This window comes from Candidatus Equadaptatus faecalis (genome assembly GCA_018065065.1).
GTDB lineage: Bacteria > Synergistota > Synergistia > Synergistales > Synergistaceae > Equadaptatus > Equadaptatus faecalis.
In genome coordinates, this window is the sequence record JAGHTZ010000075.1 from 1 (window position 1) to 18,713 (window position 18,713).

The following is an 18,713-nucleotide window of genomic DNA, read 5'->3' on the forward strand; positions in this document are numbered from 1 at the left end:
AGCAAATTTGAAGTCAAACTCATAGCGCCGATAGCGATGGAAGAAGGACTTCGTTTTGCAGTACGCGAAGGCGGCCATACGGTCGGCGCCGGCGTCGTTACTTCAATTATCGAATAATTAAGCAAATTTACAGGGCGGCTGCAAAGCCGCGGCCGCCCTTTCATCTTTCAGAACGGGAGGAAGAACAATGGCTGATATAGTAGGACTTCAGTGCACAGAATGCAAAGACCGCAATTACGTGACGCTTGTCAATAAGAAAAAAGCAACAAAGAAACTTGAAAAGAACAAATTCTGCCCGAAATGCGGCAAACACACCTTGCACAAAGAATGCAAATAGTGTAAAATAGCCCACGCATGCAGGTCCGTAGTTCAATTGGTAGAGCATCGCACTCCAAATGCGAAAGTTGAGGGTTCGAGTCCTTCCGGGCCTGCCATTTATTTTTTAACAGAGGAGGTCGAGGTATATGAGTGCCCTCGGCTTTATAAAAGAATCAAGAGCTGAAATGAAAAAGGTCACATGGCCGACGAAGCGCATGCTTTGGTATATGACACTGGTAGTCGTCTTTGTATCGCTTCTTGTAGCAGCCTATCTCGGTCTGTGCGACGCATTTCTTACGGCTGTTGTAACGCACATAATCAAGTAATTTGATCTCTTGCCGGCAGTACGGAGGTGAAGAGGGCGGACGCCCTCTCTTTTAGATGAGCGATTTTTACGGTAACACAAACGAGCATCGCTGGTATATAGTCCAGACCTATTCAGGATACGAAAAGAAAGTTGTCGAAAGCCTTAAGGAGCGTATTACAAAGCTTGAGGTCGGCGACAGGATTACTGATGTTCGTATTCCCGAACAGATGAAAACCTATATCAAGGACGGGAAAACAATACAGAAAAAGGTTAAACTTTTTCCGAGTTATCTTCTTGTCAATATGGCGCTTGACGAGCAGACGTGGTTCTGTGTCCGTCATACGCCCGGCGTTTCAGGTTTTGTAGGCTCCGGAAACCATCCCATTCCGCTTACTCCGAAGGAAGCCGAAGATATTTTGAGCAAAATTGCTCCGGAAGAGAAACCAAAAATTGAAATTAAGTTTTCCGTTGGTGATATGGTTCAGGCGAAAACGGGACCTTTTGCCAATATGGCAGGGCCTGTTGTCAGCATTGACGAGGATAAAGCAAAAATTAAGTATCTGGTGGAAATTTTCGGCCGCGAAACTGAGGCTGAGGCTGACTACGCCGATCTTGAGAGAATATAAAGCGTTTTGTGTGTTCAATGACAACGGCATATATTGCCGATGTTATTGTGTACGTCACATTTGAAACTCTGCCCTCACGGGCTTAAAAATATAGGGAGGAAATAAAATGGCAAAGAAAGTCATCGACCAGCTGAAGCTTCAGCTTCCTGCCGGCAAAGCCACACCGGCGCCGCCTGTAGGTCCTGCGCTTGGTCAGCGCGGTATCAACATTATGGAGTTTGTTAAAGCCTTTAACGCAAAGACTGCAAACCAGCCAGGAATGATTATTCCGACGGTTATCACGGTTTATGCGGACAGAAGCTTTACGTTTATCCTCAAAACTCCGCCTGCGAGCGTTCTTATCAAGAAAGCCGCAAAGAAAGACAAAGGTTCTGCAGTTCCCAACAAAAACAAGGTCGGCAGAATTACCAAAGCACAGGTTGAGGAAATCGCAAAAATTAAAATGCCTGACCTCAATGCGAACGATATCGAAGCAGCCATGAGAATGGTTGAAGGTACAGCCCGTTCAATGGGCATCGAAGTCGCAAGATAATAAATCTGCGGCAATAGTGGAAGAGAGTAGACGCTCCCGCAATTACCACAAGGAGGTATAACAAATGTCAAAAGTTGGAAAACGTTTTGCAGCAGCAAAAGGAAAAGTAGACAGTACGAAAGAATATACGATTTCAGAGGCACTCGCAGCAGCGAAAGAGATCGCAACGGCAAAGTTTGACGAAACTCTTGAAATACATGTTCGTCTCGGCGTTGACCCCCGTCATGCAGACCAGCAGGTGCGCAGCACCGTCGCCCTTCCGTTTGGTACAGGCCATACAAAAAGAGTTGCAGTCATAGCACTCGGCGACAAACAGAAGGAAGCACAGGAAGCTGGCGCGGACCTCGTCGGCGGCGAAGATTTGATCGCTGAAATCGGTCAGGGCAAAATTGATTTTGATGCTCTCATAGCCACACCGGATATTATGAAATTTGCCGGCAAGCTTGGTAAGGTTCTTGGCCCCCGCGGGCTTATGCCTTCAGCAAAAGCCGGTACGGTAACGTTCGATGTCGCTCAGACTGTAAAGGAAATCAAGGCAGGCCGTGTCGAATTCCGTGTTGATAAAACAGCCATCATTCATAACGCGATAGGCAAAATGTCTTTCCCTGTTGAAAATCTTGACGCAAACGTTAAGGCGTTCCTTCGCGCAATTATTAAGGCGCGTCCTGCATCAGTCAAGGGTACCTATATCAAGGGTATTTCAATCGCAACGACTATGGGCCCCGGAATTGCTCTTGACGTTGCTCAGACAACGAAAGACTGCTCAGTAGAATAAAAAGTTTTATTAAGCTGTAAAAAGACCGTCCGTAAGGGCGGTCTTTTTTGTCATTGCTTCGGTGTATCGGCTGTGTCCGGTAAGGCTTCCTGAACAGTCTGCGGTAACTTGTTTTCAGCAGTGTCTGCAATTTTTGCTTTGCTGCCGGCAGAAGAGCCGGTTTTAATTTTCTTTTTCTTTAGTGTTACAGTTTCAGGATGTTTTGCGTAGTAATCTGCCAAAAGTTTTTCCGCATTTTCTGTTGAAATCTTTTTATAGCGTTTCGGCTTGTCAAACAGTGTGTAGTCAATCGGACCTCTGCTGATTTTTGTATATTCAGTCCAGTTTTTCCCGTCAAGAGATTCTGTTCTTACAGGAATTGGAAAATCATTGCGCGTCCATTCGTAATAGCTGTCTTCGGTGTTGTAATTTTTGTATTTTACGGTTACCAGATATTTTTTCATACGGAAGCTGTCGCGTTCATCATATTTTAAGAATTTGCGCGTTAAATCTCCTGTATCGGCGTTTTCGTCAGGAATGTTGAAATTTGCAAAAGTGCCGTAGGCAGGCATTTCAACGTAAGACTTAATCTGCGGATATATAAACCAGGTAAGCTTAAGGTCGTTGCGTGTAACGACAATTTCTTTGCCGTTTTTGAAATCGCGTCTTGACCTATCTCCCGTAACCCATATTCTGCTTGCGGTTTCAACGCCGTCTTCACATTCGACGACAACCGCTTTAAATTCCGTTATTCCGGCGACAGAACAGTATGCCGCCCGTGCGAACAGCAGTACAAAAAACAGGGACGCTGCGATCTTCCTCATCAGTATCAACTCCTGCATATATTATATACTGAAGGCGGCAAATATAAGAAAAAAAATGAAAAATGTAGTAAAATTTAAAATGCAAACGGAGACTGGTACAATGAATTTTCTTGAGGTGTCGGCGGTTTTTCCCGCATGACAGCAGGCAGGGAGGTGTTTCTTATGCCGGAAATTAAAATGAATCCGAAATTAAAGCCTTATATTCCGATAGTCCGGGGCATAGCGCTTGCCTTGGGCAGGGATTACGAGGTTAATCTGCACGACCTTTCCATTCCTGAACATTCGATTGTTGCCATAGAGAACGGGCACGTTACCGGAAGAAAGCTTGGCAGTCCCATGACTGATTTCGGCCTTTACATGATGAAAGCTGACGAGTACAGACATAAGGACGGAGTATTTGATTATCTTGCCCAAAACAGCAGCGGAAACAAAATGAAATGCAGCTGCATATTTATCCGTGACGAGCAGGAAAAAATGATAGGCTTTCTCTGTATAAATTACGATATCAGCAGAGCTGAAGCGGCGCGCGAATTTATAGATAATTTCCTGCATACCGACGATAACGTCAGACAGTATGATACAGACCGCACTGCAATTGTCACGGAAGGTTTTGCGAATGATCTTTCGGAGGTTATGCAGAACAGTCTTTCAGAAGTTCGCAAAAAAATTGCCAAGCCTTTTGAATATCTTGCAAGAGAAGAAAAAGAACTTGTGGTCAAAGAGCTGAACGACAGAGGATATTTTCTGCTTAAAGGAGCCGTCGAACTTCTTGCCGGGGAGATGAAAGTAACCAAATATACCGTCTATTCTTATCTCAGAAAAGTTCAGGACGAGGAAAAGGGTTTATAAGAGATGACAGCGGAGGAACTTTTAAAAGAAAGTTGCTGCGCTGCTGTATCGGCATGTCTGCTCGGCGAAAACTGCAAATATGACGGAGAAAACAATTTTAACAGCAAGATTTCAAGTCTGCTTGCGGACAAAAAATACGTTGCTGTCTGTCCTGAGGTGTTGGGAGGGCTTCCAATCCCCAGAAAACCGTGTGAGATTAAGGACGGAAAAGTAATTGACAGTGACGGTAGAGACGTAACTGATTTTTTTGAGGCAGGCGCGTTAAAGGCGTTAAAAATAATACAGGAAAGCGGTGCTGATACAGCGCTGCTTCAGCCGAGAAGCCCGTCCTGCGGTTCTGTTCAGATTTATGACGGCAGTTTCAGCAAACGGCTGATTGACGGGCAGGGTATTTTTGCGAAACTGCTTTCAGAAAACGGGATAAAAATTATTGACGCCGGAAGGCTGCTGAAGGACGATTAAATACAATTTATACGGAACATAAAAAAGCTGCAGATTGCTCTGCAGCTTTTTGTGTTGTCTGAGGTTTTGCTACGCTTTTTTAAGTTTCAGTTTGAGAGACGGCTTGCCTGCGGGAACAGGGACTTTTTCGGCGCTTGTTCTCTGACGGTCGGCTTCAGCCTTTTTGGCGTCAGTGTAGAGAACCTGGAAGCTCTTTGAACCGTCACGGTAAACGGTTATGCCTTTGCAGCCTTCTTTCCACGCAAGCACGTAGCTGTCAAGAACGTCCTGTACCGTGGCGCCGTTGACGAGATTTATCGTTTTTGAAACCGCAAGGTCAACATGCTTCTGGAATATTCCCTGCATTTTGATGTGCCCCGAAGGAGCTACGTCGTGAGACGTGACGAAAACCTTTTTGAGTTCATCTTCCGAGAGGCCTTCGTTTATAGCTTCTTCATAGTAGCGGTTTTTCTGTTTCATTGAAACCTTTGTGCCGTCGGTAAGTGTACGGAGTCTTGTATGCTCGAGCGCGAAGAGCGGTTCTATGCCTGATGAAGCGTCCGCAAGCAGGGCTATTGTTCCCGTAGGCGCTATGCAGGTAAGAGTTGCATTTCTTCTGTTGAGATGCCTGAGGTCGGCAGGAATGCCTTTTTCAGCGCCGAGCGCTTCTGATACGCGTATCGCTTCTTCATGAATCGTGCCCATGATCTTATCGGCAAGATTGCGCGCTTCGTCGCTGTCGTAAGCAATGCGGAGCTGGAAGAGCGTATCTGCCCAGCCCATAATGCCCAAACCGATTTTGCGCGTTTTGCGTACTGATTCTGAAATCTCAGGAAGCGGATACTGGTTGACGTCGATAACGCTGTCAAGGAAGCGTGTCGCGACAGCCGTTACGCGGCGCAGCGCCGCATAATCAAAGGCGCCGTTTTTAACCATTTTGGCAAGGTTGATTGAACCGAGATTGCAGGCTTCGTTTGCATAAAGCGGCGATTCTCCGCACGGGTTTGTGCATTCAAGAGGACCAAGATTAGGCGTGGGATTGTCGCGGTTAATAGCATCCATAAAGAGAATCCCGGGGTCTCCCGTGCGCCATGCCGATTCGGCTATTTCCGCAAGCAGCGCGGCTTCTTCACCGTCAGGATTGGCTGTCGCTTTCTGCATGAACTCGTCTGACATGCCGACGGAAATGTTGAAATTTGTGATAACTCCGTCCGCGTCTTTGCAGTGTATAAATTTGCGGATGTCATGATGGTCTATGTTAAGAATGCCCATGTTTGCCCCGCGGCGCATTCCGCCCTGCTGAACCGTGTCAGTGGCTTTGTCAAAAAGGCTCATGAACGAAATGGGCCCCGAGGCGCGTCCGTTGGTGCTGTTAACTCTTGCGCCCTCATAGCGGAGTTTCGAGAAATTAAAGCCTGTGCCGCCGCCTGATTTGTGAATCAGCATCTGTTTGCGGAGAGCCTCGCAGATGCCGTCCATCGTGTCTTCAATGCCTATTACGAAGCAGGCGGCAAGCTGACCGTGAGGGGCAGGGCGTCCTGCATTCATAATGGTAGGACTGTTCGGAAGGAAGTTCAGCTGTGCCATCTCGTTATAATATTCATCGGCCCATTTTGTACGCAGCGTCTCAGTTTTTTCCGCGCCCGCAACATGATTGGCGATGCGCAGCAGCATCTGTTCAGCTGTTTCGGCAGGATTGCCGTCAGAATCTTTCCAATAGTACCTGTCCTTGAGAATGTCCTGCGCCGATTTTGAGAATGAGGGCTTGTAAAGCATTGCAGTTACCTACCTTTTCCATATATTAGACGTCTGCTGACCTGAATTCGGTGTTGTGCTGCGGTATGTACCGCACAGGAAATATATTAGCATAAATTTGGCGATCGAAACACTAAATATATGCACAACTTATTCACGCTGCACTATATATTGTGTGTTTTCTCTTGTGGATAATTTATGTGCCGGAATATCTCCTGTGTGATATTTACAGGAGTTTTGCCTGTGGAATAATATTCAGTGAAAATTGAGAACGCCGGTATTACAAAAAATTACAGTTTATTTTACCCATTCGTCTTTGCTTAACAATACAAGGACGGTGTAAAGTTCAAGACGTCCTAACAGCATACATGAGGAACAAACCCATTTTGACAACCGGCTGAGACCGGCAAAATTGCCGGAAGGTCCTACATCGCCGAATCCTGGCCCTATATTGCTGAGAGTTGCGGCAACCGAGCCGACAGATGTTCGCACATCATGCTCGCAGGCACAGATTATAAAAGCCGCGGCAGTAAAAATCAGCAGATACAGCACAATAAAAATTGCAGCCGATGCGGCAAAGCCGTTTTCCGCGGCCTGTTCTCCCATTCTTACAGGAATGACTGCATTAGGATGAACAAGCTTTTTGATTTCAACCTTAACAGCCTGCCATACAGCCTTGATACGGATACATTTTATACCGCCTGCCGTTGAACCCGCACAGCCGCCTGAAAGCATAAGCAGGAACATAACCAGCACAAGCGCGGGCGGCCATTTGTCAAAATCAGCCGTTGCAAAACCTGTAGTGGTTATGATACTTGTTACCTGGAATACTGCCTGTCTCAAAGCAGAGGAGAAAAGCTTGCAGCCGGCATCTTTCATAAGGAAAAATATAATGGCGGCTATCGCGCATAAAACAATTTTAACGTAAAAAATACACTCGGCATCCTTATAGGAATTCAAGTTTCTTTTGGAAAATGCCGCCAGGTGCAGGGAGAAATTAATTCCGCAGACAAACATTACTGCTGACAGCACGTATTCGATATACGGCGAAGAGTAATAGGCAATGCCTGCGGTTTTTGTTGAGAAACCGCCGGTAGAAACAGCTGAGAAGGAATGGCATACGGCATCAAGCACGCTCATTCCGCCAAGTTTAAGCAGAACGAAGCATATAACGGTTACTGCCATATAGACGTTCCACAGGCTTTTTGACATTGCGTTTATCGTAGGCGCTGTTTTTTGAAGAACAGGACCTGGAGATTCTGCTTTGAAAAGGTTGTTGACGCTGCCTCCGAGTATTGATGAAACGGCTATCGCAAGCACAACTATTCCCATGCCTCCAAGCCACTGTGTTTCTGCTCTCCATAACAATATGCTTCTCGGAAGCGGTTCCACAGCTTTAAATATGGTCGCGCCTGTAGTGGAGAATCCGGACATGGTTTCAAAAAACGCATCAGTGAAAGTACGGCAGCAGCCTGAGAAGAGAAACGGAAGGCTGCCAAAGACGGAAGCCACTATCCATGCCAGAGTTACGCAGGCGAAGGCTTCGCGGGTTTTAAGATCGGAGGCAGGCGCGTCCTTTGTATAGAAAAACGCAATCCATGCGCAGGCAGCGCAGAGCAACAGCGACCAGAGAAACGCGTGGGCGTCCTTTGTGCCGCAGCGTACAGCCAGCAGCCACGGGAAAATCATGGCAAAAGATATTATGCCGACTATAAGGGAAAGAAATTTTACTACAATTTTATATTTCATTACGGATTGACCCCGAGATGCTGAATCGCTTCAGGCATAATTTCCGACGAAGCAAACAGGTACACCTTGTCACCAGCTTTAATTTCGCTGCTTCCCGCTGGAATAAGCAGCTCGCTTCCGCGCTCGATAAGCCCTATTACGGAGCCGGAAGGCATGCTGAGCTGCTGCAGCGTTTTGCCTGCCGCAGGGGAGCCTTCTTCAATGTCAACTTCAACGGCTTCCGCATCGATCTCGTCAAACACCATAAGCATTCTTGAAGAGTCAGGGAAACGGACACTGCGGATAATCCCGTCTGCAAGCGCCTGATTCCTGTTTACGATTGCGTCAAGCGGGAGATGGTCTATCATGTCAAGATAGTTGGTTTTCTGCACAACTGAAATTGCTTTCAGCGCCCCAAGAGTTTTTCCGAGAACCGAAAGCATCAGGTTGGATTCGTCTCGTTCTGTTACCGAAATGACTGCCGCCCCGTTTCCTATGCCTTCTGATTCCAAGGTGGCTGCATCCGAGCCGTCAGAGTTTATAGTCAGGGCATATGGTACCTCTGCCGCGATTTTATCGCACTTTTCCTTGTCAGGGTCGAAAATTTTAATTTCCAGCTTCGGCCAGCGCGTATGTATACGCTTTGCAATCTGGCGGCCGAGATTGCTTCCGCCGTTGATAATTACGGTTTTCAGCGCTTTTTTGTGTTCAATATTGAAAATATCTTCAATTTTGCCGACCTGATTTCTGTAGCAGACCGTGTAGCAGAGATCACCCTGCTGAAGTTTGTCAAAAGCGCGCGGTACAAAACTCTCTTTGCCGCGTTTGATGCAAATGATAATGGTATTAAGCTCTGAATTCTGCTGTCTGAGCTCTGCAAGCGTTATATCGCATGCTTTGGAGCCTTCGTTCACCTTGAAAAGATAAACGCCTGCTTTGCCTTCAGCCAGTTCTGTTGCTCTGCTTGCCCCGCGGATTTCAAGCAGAGTCTCAATTTCTTTTGCAACGGAGCGTTCTGTTGAAATCATCAGATCAATGCCGAGGCTTCTTGCCCAGTTGTCCGTGTCCGTGAATTCAAGCCCCTTTGTACGCGCGATAACATGCTTTACGCCCATTTGTTTTGCAATCAGACACGCCATAAGGTTGACTTCGTCTTTGTTTGTACAGGCAATCAGCATCTGGGCTTTGTCGCTGTTGTCAGTAATTCCTGCCTGCGCCAAAACAGAGGGGCTTGCCCCGTTTCCCCTTATCGCCTGAACGTTAAGGTCAGCATCGACACGCGCTGCCTTGTCCTTGTCTTCTTCTACAACTACAATGTCGTGTCCGTCCTCTGAAAGGTTTTTTGCTACGCTGTAGCCTACCTCTCCGGCTCCGACAAGCACTATACGCATGAGGGTCACTCCTTTTTGGAGAATTAGCTTGAACCGTAATTTTACTCCTTTTTATATAAAAAGTCAGCAGTTGCGCCATTTTTGCCGGTTTTGTGTATAATAATCGCGGAGGCGGTCGGTAAATGGCTGAAACGGCATACGTCTACATATTGAGATGTTCGGACGGCACTCTCTATACAGGCTGGACAAACGACCTTGAAAAGCGTCTTGCCGCGCATAATGCGGGAACGGCGTCAAAATACACGCGCTCAAAACGCCCGGTCGAAATGCTGTGGCATGAGACGTGCAGCAGCAAAGCGGAAGCGCTCAGAAGGGAAGCAGAGATAAAAAAATTCTCCCGTTCTGAAAAATTAAGATTAATCTCCCAAAAATAAACCGCCCATCGGGCGGTTTATTTTTGAAACTGCGAAAACTAAATTCCTCTGTGTATAGTGTCGTCCCTGCCTGCGCCTACGCCTATCAGAACAACTGGAACTCCTGTTTTTTCTTCAATATATTTTACGTAAGCCTGTGCCGTTTCGGGAAGCTCTTCAAAACTGCGGCAGCCTGAAATGTCTTCAGTCCAGCCGGGCAGCTCTTCATAAACCGGGCGCGCCTTTGAAAGATCTGCAACGCTGCTCGGGAAATGCGTGTAAATTTTTCCGTCAACGTCGTAGGCCGTGCAGATCTTGATTTTGTCAAAGCCTGTAAGCACGTCAAGCTTTGTCAGCGCAAAGCCGTCAAGACCGTTAATTTTTGCCGCATAATCGGCTATTACAAGGTCACACCAGCCGCAGCGACGCGGTCTGCCTGTTGTGGCGCCGAATTCTCCGCCTGTCTGACGCAGCGTTTCGCCGTCGTCTCCGAAATCTTCCGTTGGGAAAGGACCTGCTCCCACACGGGTACAGTATGCTTTCATTACGCCGAAAACCTTTTTGATTCTGTTAGGTCCTAAGCCGCTTCCAGTGCAGGCGCCGCCTGCCGTTGTGCTTGAACTTGTTACGAACGGATAAGTGCCGTGGTCTATATCAAGCAGCGTTGCCTGGGCGCCTTCAAAAAGAATATTCCTTCCGTTTCTGTCAAGCTCCGACAGGGCTTCGTAAGTGTCTCCGAGCATGGGTTTAAGCCTTTCTCCCCATGCAAGAGCCTGCTTGTAAAGCGTATCAAAATCAACTGCCGTTCCGCCGTAGACCTTGGTAATAATCTCGTTTTTCAGCCTGAGATTCAGTTCGAGCTTCTCTTTAAGCACTTCTGGATTTATCAAATCTTCAGCGCGGATGCCCATGCGCTGAATTTTGTCGGTGTAGCAGGGGCCTATGCCGCGGCCTGTGGTTCCAATTTTTTGTCCGTCTGAAAGAAAAGCCTCGTTAAGCCCGTCAAGCAGTTTGTGATACGGCATAACAATATGCGCCGCATTGCTGACGATAAGCTTCGACATCTTTTTGCCGCGTGCCGCAAGTTCGTCTATCTCTGCAAAAAGCTGTTCGGGATCCACTACGACTCCGTTGCCTATTATGCAGACCTTGTCCTGATAAAGTATTCCGGAAGGAAGAAGATGGAAAACAAACTTTTCATTGCCCACAACGACGGTATGTCCGGCGTTTGCCCCGCCCTGATAGCGTACTACGGCGTCAGAATTGGCTGCAAGCGTGTCAACGCAGCGGCCTTTTCCTTCGTCGCCCCACTGTACTCCTACTACGGCGTATACACTCATAGTCATCACTCACTTTACATCGGGCAGCTTTCTGAAGCCGCCTCTTTCCAAACAGTATTCTACAACCATAATTTTATTTTTCAACTCTTATTTGCAGCTGAATGTAAGGTTATCGGATTTTTTGTCTGAAATTTGTCTGAAAATTGGATTTTAATGTATAATTGCTTCAGACGCTGCAATTAACAAAACAGTACAGCAGACGGAGGTTTGTGCCATGTGCGGAATTATGGGTTACATAGGCGATCAGGAGCCGACAAAAATCATTCTGGACGGTCTGGCGAAGCATGAATACCGCGGCTACGATTCAGCGGGAATAGCCGTTATAAATCAGGGCAAAATTGAAGAAATAAGAACGGTCGGCCGTGTCAAAAACCTTGCCGAACGTGTTGCCGAAGCAGGACTGCGCGGCGAATTCGGAATAGGGCACACGCGCTGGGCAACGCACGGCGGCGTTACCGAAAACAACGCCCATCCGCACGTTTCAAACGATAACCGCGTTGTTATAGTTCACAACGGCATAATAGAAAACGCCCGCGAAATACGCGACGAGCTGGAAGCCGAAGGAGTCTGCTTCCACAGCGAAACAGACACGGAATCCGCAGTTCAGTATCTCGGATACGTATACGACGGCAATCCGAAAGAGGCAATCGTAAAGCTGACGGGAAGAATACGCGGCGCCTTTGCCCTTGTCATAATGTTCGTTGACAAAAAAGAAATCTGGGTGTGCCGCAAAGGCTCTCCGCTTGTTGTGGGTCATGCCGGAAACGCAGGCTTCTGCGCGTCGGACGCAACTGCTCTGCTTGAATTTACTCACGACGTATGGTTTATGGACGACGACGAAATGGCAAGGATAACCCCTGAAGGCTGCGAATTCTTTGATTTTGCGGGCAGACCTCATGCGAAAGAAACGATGCACCTTGACTGGAACGCGGCAATGACGAACAGGGGCTCCTATCCGCACTTTATGCTCAAGGAAATCCACGAACAGCCTGACGTAATGACTCATACACTGCTCGGCCGCGTCGCGTCGGGAAAGATTGACCTTTCCTCAGAGCTGCCGTGGACAGCGGAAGATGTCAAAAAATTCCGCAAAATACATTTTGTCGCCTGCGGTACAAGCTACTACGCGACAATGACCGCGGCGCAGATATGGGAAACCTTCGGCAGCTTTGAAAACCGCTGCGAGGTTGCGTCGGAATACCGTTACAGAAACATTCCGGCGGACGAAAACACGCTCTGCATATTCGTTTCGCAGTCGGGCGAAACGGCGGACACGCTTCACGCTGCAAGGCTTGCCAAGTCAAAAGGCGCAGAATGTCTTGTAATAACCAACGTGCGCGGTTCCACAATCCACCGCGAGGTGGGCAACGCGCTCATAACCCCCGCAGGTCCTGAAATAGGCGTTGCAGCCACCAAAACGTTCACGGCGCAGATAACGGTTCTTGTCCTGCTCGGCATGTATCTTGCAAAGCTTAAAGGCGAACTTTCTCCTGAAACTGAAACGCGCCTTGCCGCAGCACTGATGGACATTCCTGCAAAGCTTGCCGAAATTCTGAAACAGGAACATGACATAGAGCATATTGCAAGAGAATTTGCAGACGCCAGAGGCTTCTTCTTCCTCGGACGCACGCTTTCCTATCCGCCGGCGCTTGAAGGAGCGCTCAAACTCAAAGAAATATCCTACATGCACGCGGAAGCCTATCCGGCAGGCGAAATGAAACACGGGCCCATTGCGCTGCTTGACAAGGAACTTCCCGTAGTTGCTCTCATTCCGAAAAACGACATGTGGGAAAAAACAATCTCGAATATTGAAGAGTCCATGGCCCGCAAATCGCCGGTAATAGCGATAGCTACGGAGGGCGATCAGGCGATTCTGCAGTACACGCGTTCGGTAATATACACGCCTGTAACGGAGCCAGAGCTTTATCCGTTCCTTCAGGTAATACCCCTGCAGCTTTTCGCGTACTACGTCGCGCGGCAGAGAGGCTGCGACATAGACATGCCGAGAAACCTGGCAAAATCGGTTACAGTCGAATAAAAACAAACCGCCGGCATTTCGGCGGTTTAACTTTCAAAAACGGAGTAAGAAAATGATATTTGACACAACGAATATATTATTGCCGAATAAAGACGCTGACCTGCAAAAATGGGCTGTAATTGCCTGTGACCAGTACACAAGCCAGCCTGAATACTGGAAAGAAGTTGAAAGCCTTGTTGGTGACGCGCCCTCAGCGCTGAAACTCACGCTGCCTGAGATATATCTCGGCGAAGCGGAGAAGTTAACGGAAGAAATCAACGAAAACATGAAAAAATATCTTGCGGACGGGACTCTGACGGAAGCTGTCAAAAACGGCTTCATTTACGTTGAGCGTCAGACGTCCGCTGGAGTTTTGCCGGGCTTGCTCGGCGCTCTTGACCTTGAAGAATACGATTTCAGGGAAGGGACAAAGCCGAAGGTGCGTGCAACGGAAGATACAATACTTTCGCGCATACCGCCGCGCGAAAAGATACGCGAAAACGCCGTGCTTGAACTGCCGCACGTCCTGCTTCTGCTTGACGACGCGGAAAAACAGCTGATAGAACCGCTGGCCGCGCAGAAAAACAGCTTCAGAAAACTGTACGATTTCGACCTTATGCAGAACGGCGGACACGTCGCAGGCTGGGCAGTTGAAGGGGAAGCGGCGGAAAAACTGCGCGGACAGCTTGCGGAGCTTGAAGAAAAAGCCGGAGAAATATTTTTGGCAACAGGCGACGGCAACCACTCCGTTGCAACGGCGAAAAGCTGCTGGGAAAAGTTAAAAGCAGGGCTGTCTCCCAAAGAAATTGAAAATCATCCCGCGCGCAGAATGCTTGCGGAAATAGTGAACCTTCATTCTGACGCCATTGTATTTCAGCCCATACACCGCGTGCTTTTCGGAATAAAAGAAGATATAGTCGAAGCCTTTGAACGCTGGCTTGAACTGAACGGTATGTCGCTCATGGAAGGCAGCGAAATAACCTTTACGTTTGCAAACGGAGGGGAAGAAGAATTTGCGATTGACGGACGCGGCAAACTTATGCCGCTGGCAGTTATGCAGAAATGGCTGGACAAATACGTTGCCAAAAACAAATATCTCTCGCTTGACTACGTGCACGGCAGGGCAAACGTTGACAAAATCGTCAGCGAAAGCGGGGCAGTCGGGATTATTTTCAACGCAATGGACAAAGCCGGTTTCTTTCCGGCAATAAAAGCAGGTGGCGCACTGCCGAAAAAAACTTTCTCAATAGGAAATGCCGATGACAAACGCTTCTACCTTGAAGCAAGGAAAATAAGATAAGCCAACGAAAATGTAAAGTGTATAGTGTAAAGTATAAAATGCTGAGTACTGTGCTTTGTCTTTGTAAACAAAAAACCTGCTTGTGCTGTTTGCGGCACAAGCAGGTTTTTATAATTGGTAATTTTACTTTGACATTGCGACAGCTGTTGCGATGGACAGGAATTTCGTTTCAGCGGAATCGGCGCGGCTTGTGAGAATAACAGGTTTCTTTGTGCCGAGAATAATGCCTGCCGTTTTGTTTTCCGAGAAATAAACTATTGATTTGAACAGCGCGTTGCCGCAGTCAATATCGTCAACGAGCAGAACGTCTGCCTTGCCCGCTACCTCGCCTGTAATGCCCTTGTGCTTTGCAGATTCTTCGGAAACGGCATTGTCAAGAGCAAAAGGTCCGTCGAGCAGACAGCCTTTAATCTGTCCGCGTCTGTTCATCTGGGCGAGTGCGGCGGCGTCGAGCGTTGACTGCATCTTAGGATTTACGACCTCAACTGCTGCGAGGCAGGCAATCTTAGGCATCTCGATTCCGAAAGCGTGGCAAAGCTCCGTAACGTTCTTTGCAATGCCGATCTTGTCCGCAAGCTCCGGATAGGTGTTGAAAACACCGTCGGTAACGAAAATAAGCCTGTCCCAGCCCTTGATTTCGTGAATGTAGGAATGGGAAAGCACGCGCTTGCCTGAACGGAGGCCGATTTCCTTGTCGAGCACCGCGCGGAGGAAATCGCTTGACTCAAGCATACCCTTCATCATAATGTCAGCCTTGCCGGAAGAAACCATTTCAACAGTCATTAAAGCTGTTTTGGCGGGACCGTTTTTGCAGTCGGCAACCTCGTAATTTGCAAGGTCGATTCCGGCTTTTGCCGCTTCTTCGGCGATTTTGTCCGCATTTCCGACGAGAATTGCGTCAACAATGCCCTCGCTGCGTGCGCGTTCTACGGCTTCGAGTACAACGTGGTCTTCCGCGCAGGCGACTGCGACCTTCTTGGGACCTATTTCCTTTGCGTATTCAACAAGCTTGTCAAGGGTGCGAATCTGTTCCATAAACGACACTTCCTTTTTAGTAATAACTGCTGCCGTCAAAAATTATACAACAATCTGGGTATTCTGCCAGCCGTTTTTTGAATTATAATAACGGCGGGTGATTTACATGGCAAAACAGATCAAGACGAACGCCACAAGAATACTTGAAACGAAAAAAATACCGTTTGAACTGCTTGAATATGACATAGATATGGAACTGCTCTCTGCGGAAGACGCGGCGGCAAAAACGGGCATACCTGAGGAACGCACCTTCAAAACGCTCTGCGCGCGCGGCGACAAACACGGCATACTGCTTGCCTGCCTTCCTGCGGGGCGAGAACTTGACTTCAAAGCTCTTGCAGCTGTCAGCGGCAACAAAAGCACGGAGCTTGTCCCGCTCAAAGAAGTAACGCCGCTTACGGGCTACGTCCGCGGAGGCTGTTCGCCGATAGGCACAAAGAAAAAATATCCCGTCTATATTGACGCGTCGGCGCTTGCGTTTGACTATATCACGATAAACGCGGGGCACAGAGGCATACTCTTCAAAATGTCGCCGCATGACCTCGTGAAAGCCACAGACGCCGTGACTGCTGACATACTGCGCTGATACGCAATAAATACTACTTTTTTTTCAGTATTTATACTGAGGTCAAAAATTTAATACAGGGTACAATGTACCCACCGTTACAGAAATTCTATCCAACAAAGGAGTGCATCAGTATGGAACAGAGATTTTACAAATGCGAACGCTGCGGACAGATTATCGCTATCGTCAAAAACACGGACATACCCGTATTCTGCTGCGGGGAAGAAATGAAAGAGCTTATGCCGGGAACAACAGACGCCGCAGTTGAAAAACACGTTCCGGTCTATGAAATCAAAGACGGCAAAGTGCTTGTAACAGTCGGAAGCATCGAACATCCCGCAACTGAAGAGCATCACATTGAATGGATATCAATCCAGACAAAACAGGGTAACCAGAGAAAAGAACTTGCCGCAGGACAGGCGCCGAAAGCGTGCTTTGCGCTCTGCGAAGGAGACGAAGTGCAGGCAGTCTTTGCCTACTGCAACCTCCACGGACTCTGGAAAGCGTAACAATTTAGTTCAAAATGTAATAACAAGATAGGGAACTGCATTGCAGTTCCCTTTCTTAATGCCGCACATAATAAATACACAAAACAAAAAACAGGAACCCTTGTAAGGGTTCCTGTTTAGTCAGACAAAATTTATTGGAGGTAGAATATTATTACAACCCATTGTTTGCAACTTGCTTTATTGCAGGCTGGCGACTATAATCATTATAGAATTGCGACGTTGCGTCGTAAATCTATAATAGGGAGTGGCGCCAATGATACTTAGACCCCGCTATTTAGAGCAGTTAAAGGACTATATGTGGGATGGACAAATTAAGGTTATTACCGGTATTCGCCGTTGCGGAAAATCTGTGCTTTTGTTTGAACTTTTTTACAATTATCTGCTTGATACCGGTGTACAACCGAAAAACATTATCCGGCTTGAGCTTGACAAGCGCAGGGATGCAAAATACAGAAATCCTGTACAGCTGGCAGGGTATATAGAAACTATACTGAACGGCAGTACGGAGAAGTATTATCTCTTCATTGATGAAATTCAGTTCTGCTATGAAGTGCCTGACGCAGACAATCCTGGGCACAGTATAACCGTCTATGACATGCTGAATGAGTTGAAAGGCTGGTCAAATCTCGACGTGTACGTAACAGGAAGCAATTCCAAAATGCTATCGCATGATATTGCGACAGAATTTCGCGGCAGGGCATCGCAAATACAAGTATGGCCGCTTTCGTTTTCGGAATATCACAACTATATCGGCGGAGACAGACGCGACAATTTTGACACGTATATGGTCTACGGAGGAATGCCGTACCTGTTTAACCTGAAAAATGAACGGCAGCGCGCAGATTATTTGAAAAGACTTTTCGCGGAAGTCTACATAAAAGATATTGTAGAGAGAAAACATATCCGGCACAGAGATTTGCTTGAAGATATTCTTAATTTGCTGAGTTCTTCAGTCGGTTCTCTCACCAATCCGGCAAATATTACAAACACCCTGAGAAGCATCCGCAAAACAGCGGTCAACGCTTCTACAGCAAGCGATTATCTGCGGTATATTCAGGAAGCTTTCCTTATTACGGAAGCCAAACGTTACGACATAAAAGGCAAGCGATATATGGATACTCCATGCAAATATTATTACACTGACCTCGGGCTCAGAAATGCTCGGCTGAATTTCAGACAAATTGATCCCGGGCATATCATGGAAAACATAATATTCAACGAGTTACTTGCACGCGGATATTCTGTAGATGTCGGAATAGTGACAGACAGAAGACACGGGCAAAACGCGCAGAAAGAAATAGATTTTATCGTCAACCGCGGCGACAAACGGGTATATATTCAATCTGCGTATGAGCTCAACTCGTCTGAAAAAGAAAACACAGAACTTGACTCACTCAAACTTACAAAAGATTTCTTCGGAAAAATTATCATACAGCGCGATTTGCCGCGTGCTTACACGGATGAGAACGGAATTCTGCACTGCAGCGTAACAGAATTTCTGTTGAACGAAGATATATGTAATCTATAACCGCCATTAAATACCATATGTTAATACCACACAAAAAAACAGGAACTCTGTTAGAGGGTTCCTGTTTGGTCAGACAAAATTTATTTGCGAAATTTTCCCTGTCTTCAAGCGATAATAACTGACAACTGCTCCTCATGCGGATTAACAGACGCAAATCCGCAAAAAGGTACAGTAAACACAGCCCTTTTGGGCGAGTACGTTAAAACAAACGACGAACTAAGAACGACAAACGAAGAACAATTTAGAAAGGCATTATTACGCATTTCAACAGTTCCAACGTTCTTCGTTCTGCGTCTCGTGCCCTGTAGGGTATCTTCGTTCATCAAACTCCGGATTACTTCTTACTGGGAGCACCGTTCATTTTCCTCCGAAGCCGCAGGGCTCTTGCTTTCCCTGCCTTTCTAACGTCAGCATTGGTCTCGCGTATAAGCCCTGAAGCCCGCACCGCACCGCGGAGCGTTACCGAAGAACTTCAGTGCTTTGGCCTTAATGGCAGCGGACTTACCGACGCTGAAAGCCGCATCACGTAATGCGTGAGAGA

At 47.3% G+C, this 18,713-nt stretch carries 20 protein-coding genes and 1 tRNA gene; 15 read left to right on the plus strand and 6 right to left on the minus strand.

Annotated features, from left to right (window positions below):
* From KBS54_06010 to KBS54_06040, 7 genes are all read left to right on the plus strand, one after another.
* Window positions 1-117: hypothetical protein (locus KBS54_06010; GenBank protein ID MBQ0055679.1), on the plus strand; the 117-nt coding region annotated here is incomplete at its 5' end.
* Window positions 118-187: 70 nt separating this feature from the next.
* Window positions 188-337: a 50S ribosomal protein L33 gene (gene rpmG / locus KBS54_06015; protein ID MBQ0055680.1), complete on the plus strand. Its 150-nt coding sequence runs from the start codon at window positions 188-190 to the stop codon at window positions 335-337.
* A gap of 21 nt (window positions 338-358) precedes the next feature.
* A tRNA-Trp gene (locus KBS54_06020) sits at window positions 359-434 on the plus strand.
* Window positions 435-464: 30 nt separating this feature from the next.
* Window positions 465-644 (plus strand): preprotein translocase subunit SecE, encoded by a 180-nt coding sequence (secE, locus tag KBS54_06025; protein ID MBQ0055681.1) that lies wholly within the window; start codon window positions 465-467, stop codon window positions 642-644.
* A gap of 55 nt (window positions 645-699) precedes the next feature.
* On the plus strand, window positions 700-1,251 hold the full coding sequence (nusG, locus tag KBS54_06030; protein MBQ0055682.1) for a transcription termination/antitermination factor NusG: 552 nt from the start codon (window positions 700-702) through the stop codon (window positions 1,249-1,251).
* Window positions 1,252-1,357: 106 nt separating this feature from the next.
* Window positions 1,358-1,783 carry a 50S ribosomal protein L11 gene (rplK, locus tag KBS54_06035; GenBank protein MBQ0055683.1) on the plus strand — a complete coding sequence of 142 codons (426 nt, stop codon included), beginning with the start codon at window positions 1,358-1,360 and terminating at the stop codon, window positions 1,781-1,783.
* Window positions 1,784-1,847: 64 nt separating this feature from the next.
* The gene (locus KBS54_06040; GenBank protein ID MBQ0055684.1) at window positions 1,848-2,558 is read left to right on the plus strand and encodes a 50S ribosomal protein L1; all 711 of its coding nucleotides are present in this window, start codon (window positions 1,848-1,850) and stop codon (window positions 2,556-2,558) included.
* Window positions 2,559-2,608: 50 nt separating this feature from the next.
* On the opposite strand, the gene KBS54_06045 is transcribed toward KBS54_06040, so the two are convergent.
* A complete protein-coding gene (locus tag KBS54_06045) occupies window positions 2,609-3,361 on the minus strand; it encodes a hypothetical protein (protein MBQ0055685.1) in 753 nt (250 codons plus the stop codon).
* 162 nt (window positions 3,362-3,523) lie between these two features.
* On the opposite strand from KBS54_06045, the gene KBS54_06050 reads away from it, so the two are divergent.
* Window positions 3,524-4,210 (plus strand): transcriptional regulator, encoded by a 687-nt coding sequence (locus KBS54_06050; protein MBQ0055686.1) that lies wholly within the window; start codon window positions 3,524-3,526, stop codon window positions 4,208-4,210.
* A 3-nt stretch (window positions 4,211-4,213) separates the two neighbouring features.
* On the plus strand, window positions 4,214-4,672 hold the full coding sequence (locus tag KBS54_06055) for a DUF523 domain-containing protein (protein MBQ0055687.1): 459 nt from the start codon (window positions 4,214-4,216) through the stop codon (window positions 4,670-4,672).
* A 69-nt stretch (window positions 4,673-4,741) separates the two neighbouring features.
* Here the strand turns inward: KBS54_06055 and KBS54_06060 are convergent, their stop codons facing one another.
* The 3 genes from KBS54_06060 to trkA all read right to left on the minus strand — a co-directional run bounded on the left by KBS54_06060 (window position 4,742) and on the right by trkA (window position 9,525).
* Window positions 4,742-6,427 (minus strand): adenosylcobalamin-dependent ribonucleoside-diphosphate reductase, encoded by a 1,686-nt coding sequence (locus KBS54_06060; GenBank protein ID MBQ0055688.1) that lies wholly within the window; start codon window positions 6,425-6,427, stop codon window positions 4,742-4,744.
* A gap of 276 nt (window positions 6,428-6,703) precedes the next feature.
* Complete coding sequence (locus tag KBS54_06065; GenBank protein ID MBQ0055689.1) at window positions 6,704-8,155, minus strand: TrkH family potassium uptake protein; 1,452 nt, start codon at window positions 8,153-8,155, stop codon at window positions 6,704-6,706.
* On the minus strand, window positions 8,155-9,525 hold the full coding sequence (gene trkA, locus KBS54_06070; protein MBQ0055690.1) for a Trk system potassium transporter TrkA: 1,371 nt from the start codon (window positions 9,523-9,525) through the stop codon (window positions 8,155-8,157). Before trkA ends, KBS54_06065 begins: the two co-directional genes overlap by 1 nt.
* A gap of 122 nt (window positions 9,526-9,647) precedes the next feature.
* Between trkA and KBS54_06075 the strand changes: the two genes are divergently transcribed.
* Window positions 9,648-9,899: a GIY-YIG nuclease family protein gene (locus KBS54_06075; GenBank protein MBQ0055691.1), complete on the plus strand. Its 252-nt coding sequence runs from the start codon at window positions 9,648-9,650 to the stop codon at window positions 9,897-9,899.
* 38 nt (window positions 9,900-9,937) lie between these two features.
* Here the strand turns inward: KBS54_06075 and KBS54_06080 are convergent, their stop codons facing one another.
* Entirely contained in the window at window positions 9,938-11,224 is a 1,287-nt protein-coding gene (locus KBS54_06080; GenBank protein MBQ0055692.1) for an adenylosuccinate synthase, read from the minus strand.
* 208 nt (window positions 11,225-11,432) lie between these two features.
* Between KBS54_06080 and glmS the strand changes: the two genes are divergently transcribed.
* Entirely contained in the window at window positions 11,433-13,256 is a 1,824-nt protein-coding gene (gene glmS / locus KBS54_06085) for a glutamine--fructose-6-phosphate transaminase (isomerizing) (protein MBQ0055693.1), read from the plus strand.
* A 52-nt stretch (window positions 13,257-13,308) separates the two neighbouring features.
* Window positions 13,309-14,535: a DUF1015 domain-containing protein gene (locus KBS54_06090; protein MBQ0055694.1), complete on the plus strand. Its 1,227-nt coding sequence runs from the start codon at window positions 13,309-13,311 to the stop codon at window positions 14,533-14,535.
* Window positions 14,536-14,658: 123 nt separating this feature from the next.
* On the opposite strand, the gene KBS54_06095 is transcribed toward KBS54_06090, so the two are convergent.
* Entirely contained in the window at window positions 14,659-15,570 is a 912-nt protein-coding gene (locus tag KBS54_06095) for a phosphate butyryltransferase (protein MBQ0055695.1), read from the minus strand.
* Window positions 15,571-15,676: 106 nt separating this feature from the next.
* On the opposite strand from KBS54_06095, the gene ybaK reads away from it, so the two are divergent.
* The 3 genes from ybaK to KBS54_06110 all read left to right on the plus strand — a co-directional run bounded on the left by ybaK (window position 15,677) and on the right by KBS54_06110 (window position 18,172).
* On the plus strand, window positions 15,677-16,156 hold the full coding sequence (gene ybaK, locus KBS54_06100; protein MBQ0055696.1) for a Cys-tRNA(Pro) deacylase: 480 nt from the start codon (window positions 15,677-15,679) through the stop codon (window positions 16,154-16,156).
* A 113-nt stretch (window positions 16,157-16,269) separates the two neighbouring features.
* Window positions 16,270-16,644 (plus strand): desulfoferrodoxin, encoded by a 375-nt coding sequence (locus KBS54_06105; GenBank protein ID MBQ0055697.1) that lies wholly within the window; start codon window positions 16,270-16,272, stop codon window positions 16,642-16,644.
* Between the two features lie 253 nt (window positions 16,645-16,897).
* Entirely contained in the window at window positions 16,898-18,172 is a 1,275-nt protein-coding gene (locus KBS54_06110; protein ID MBQ0055698.1) for an ATP-binding protein, read from the plus strand.
* The last annotated feature ends 541 nt before the right edge of the window (window positions 18,173-18,713 follow it).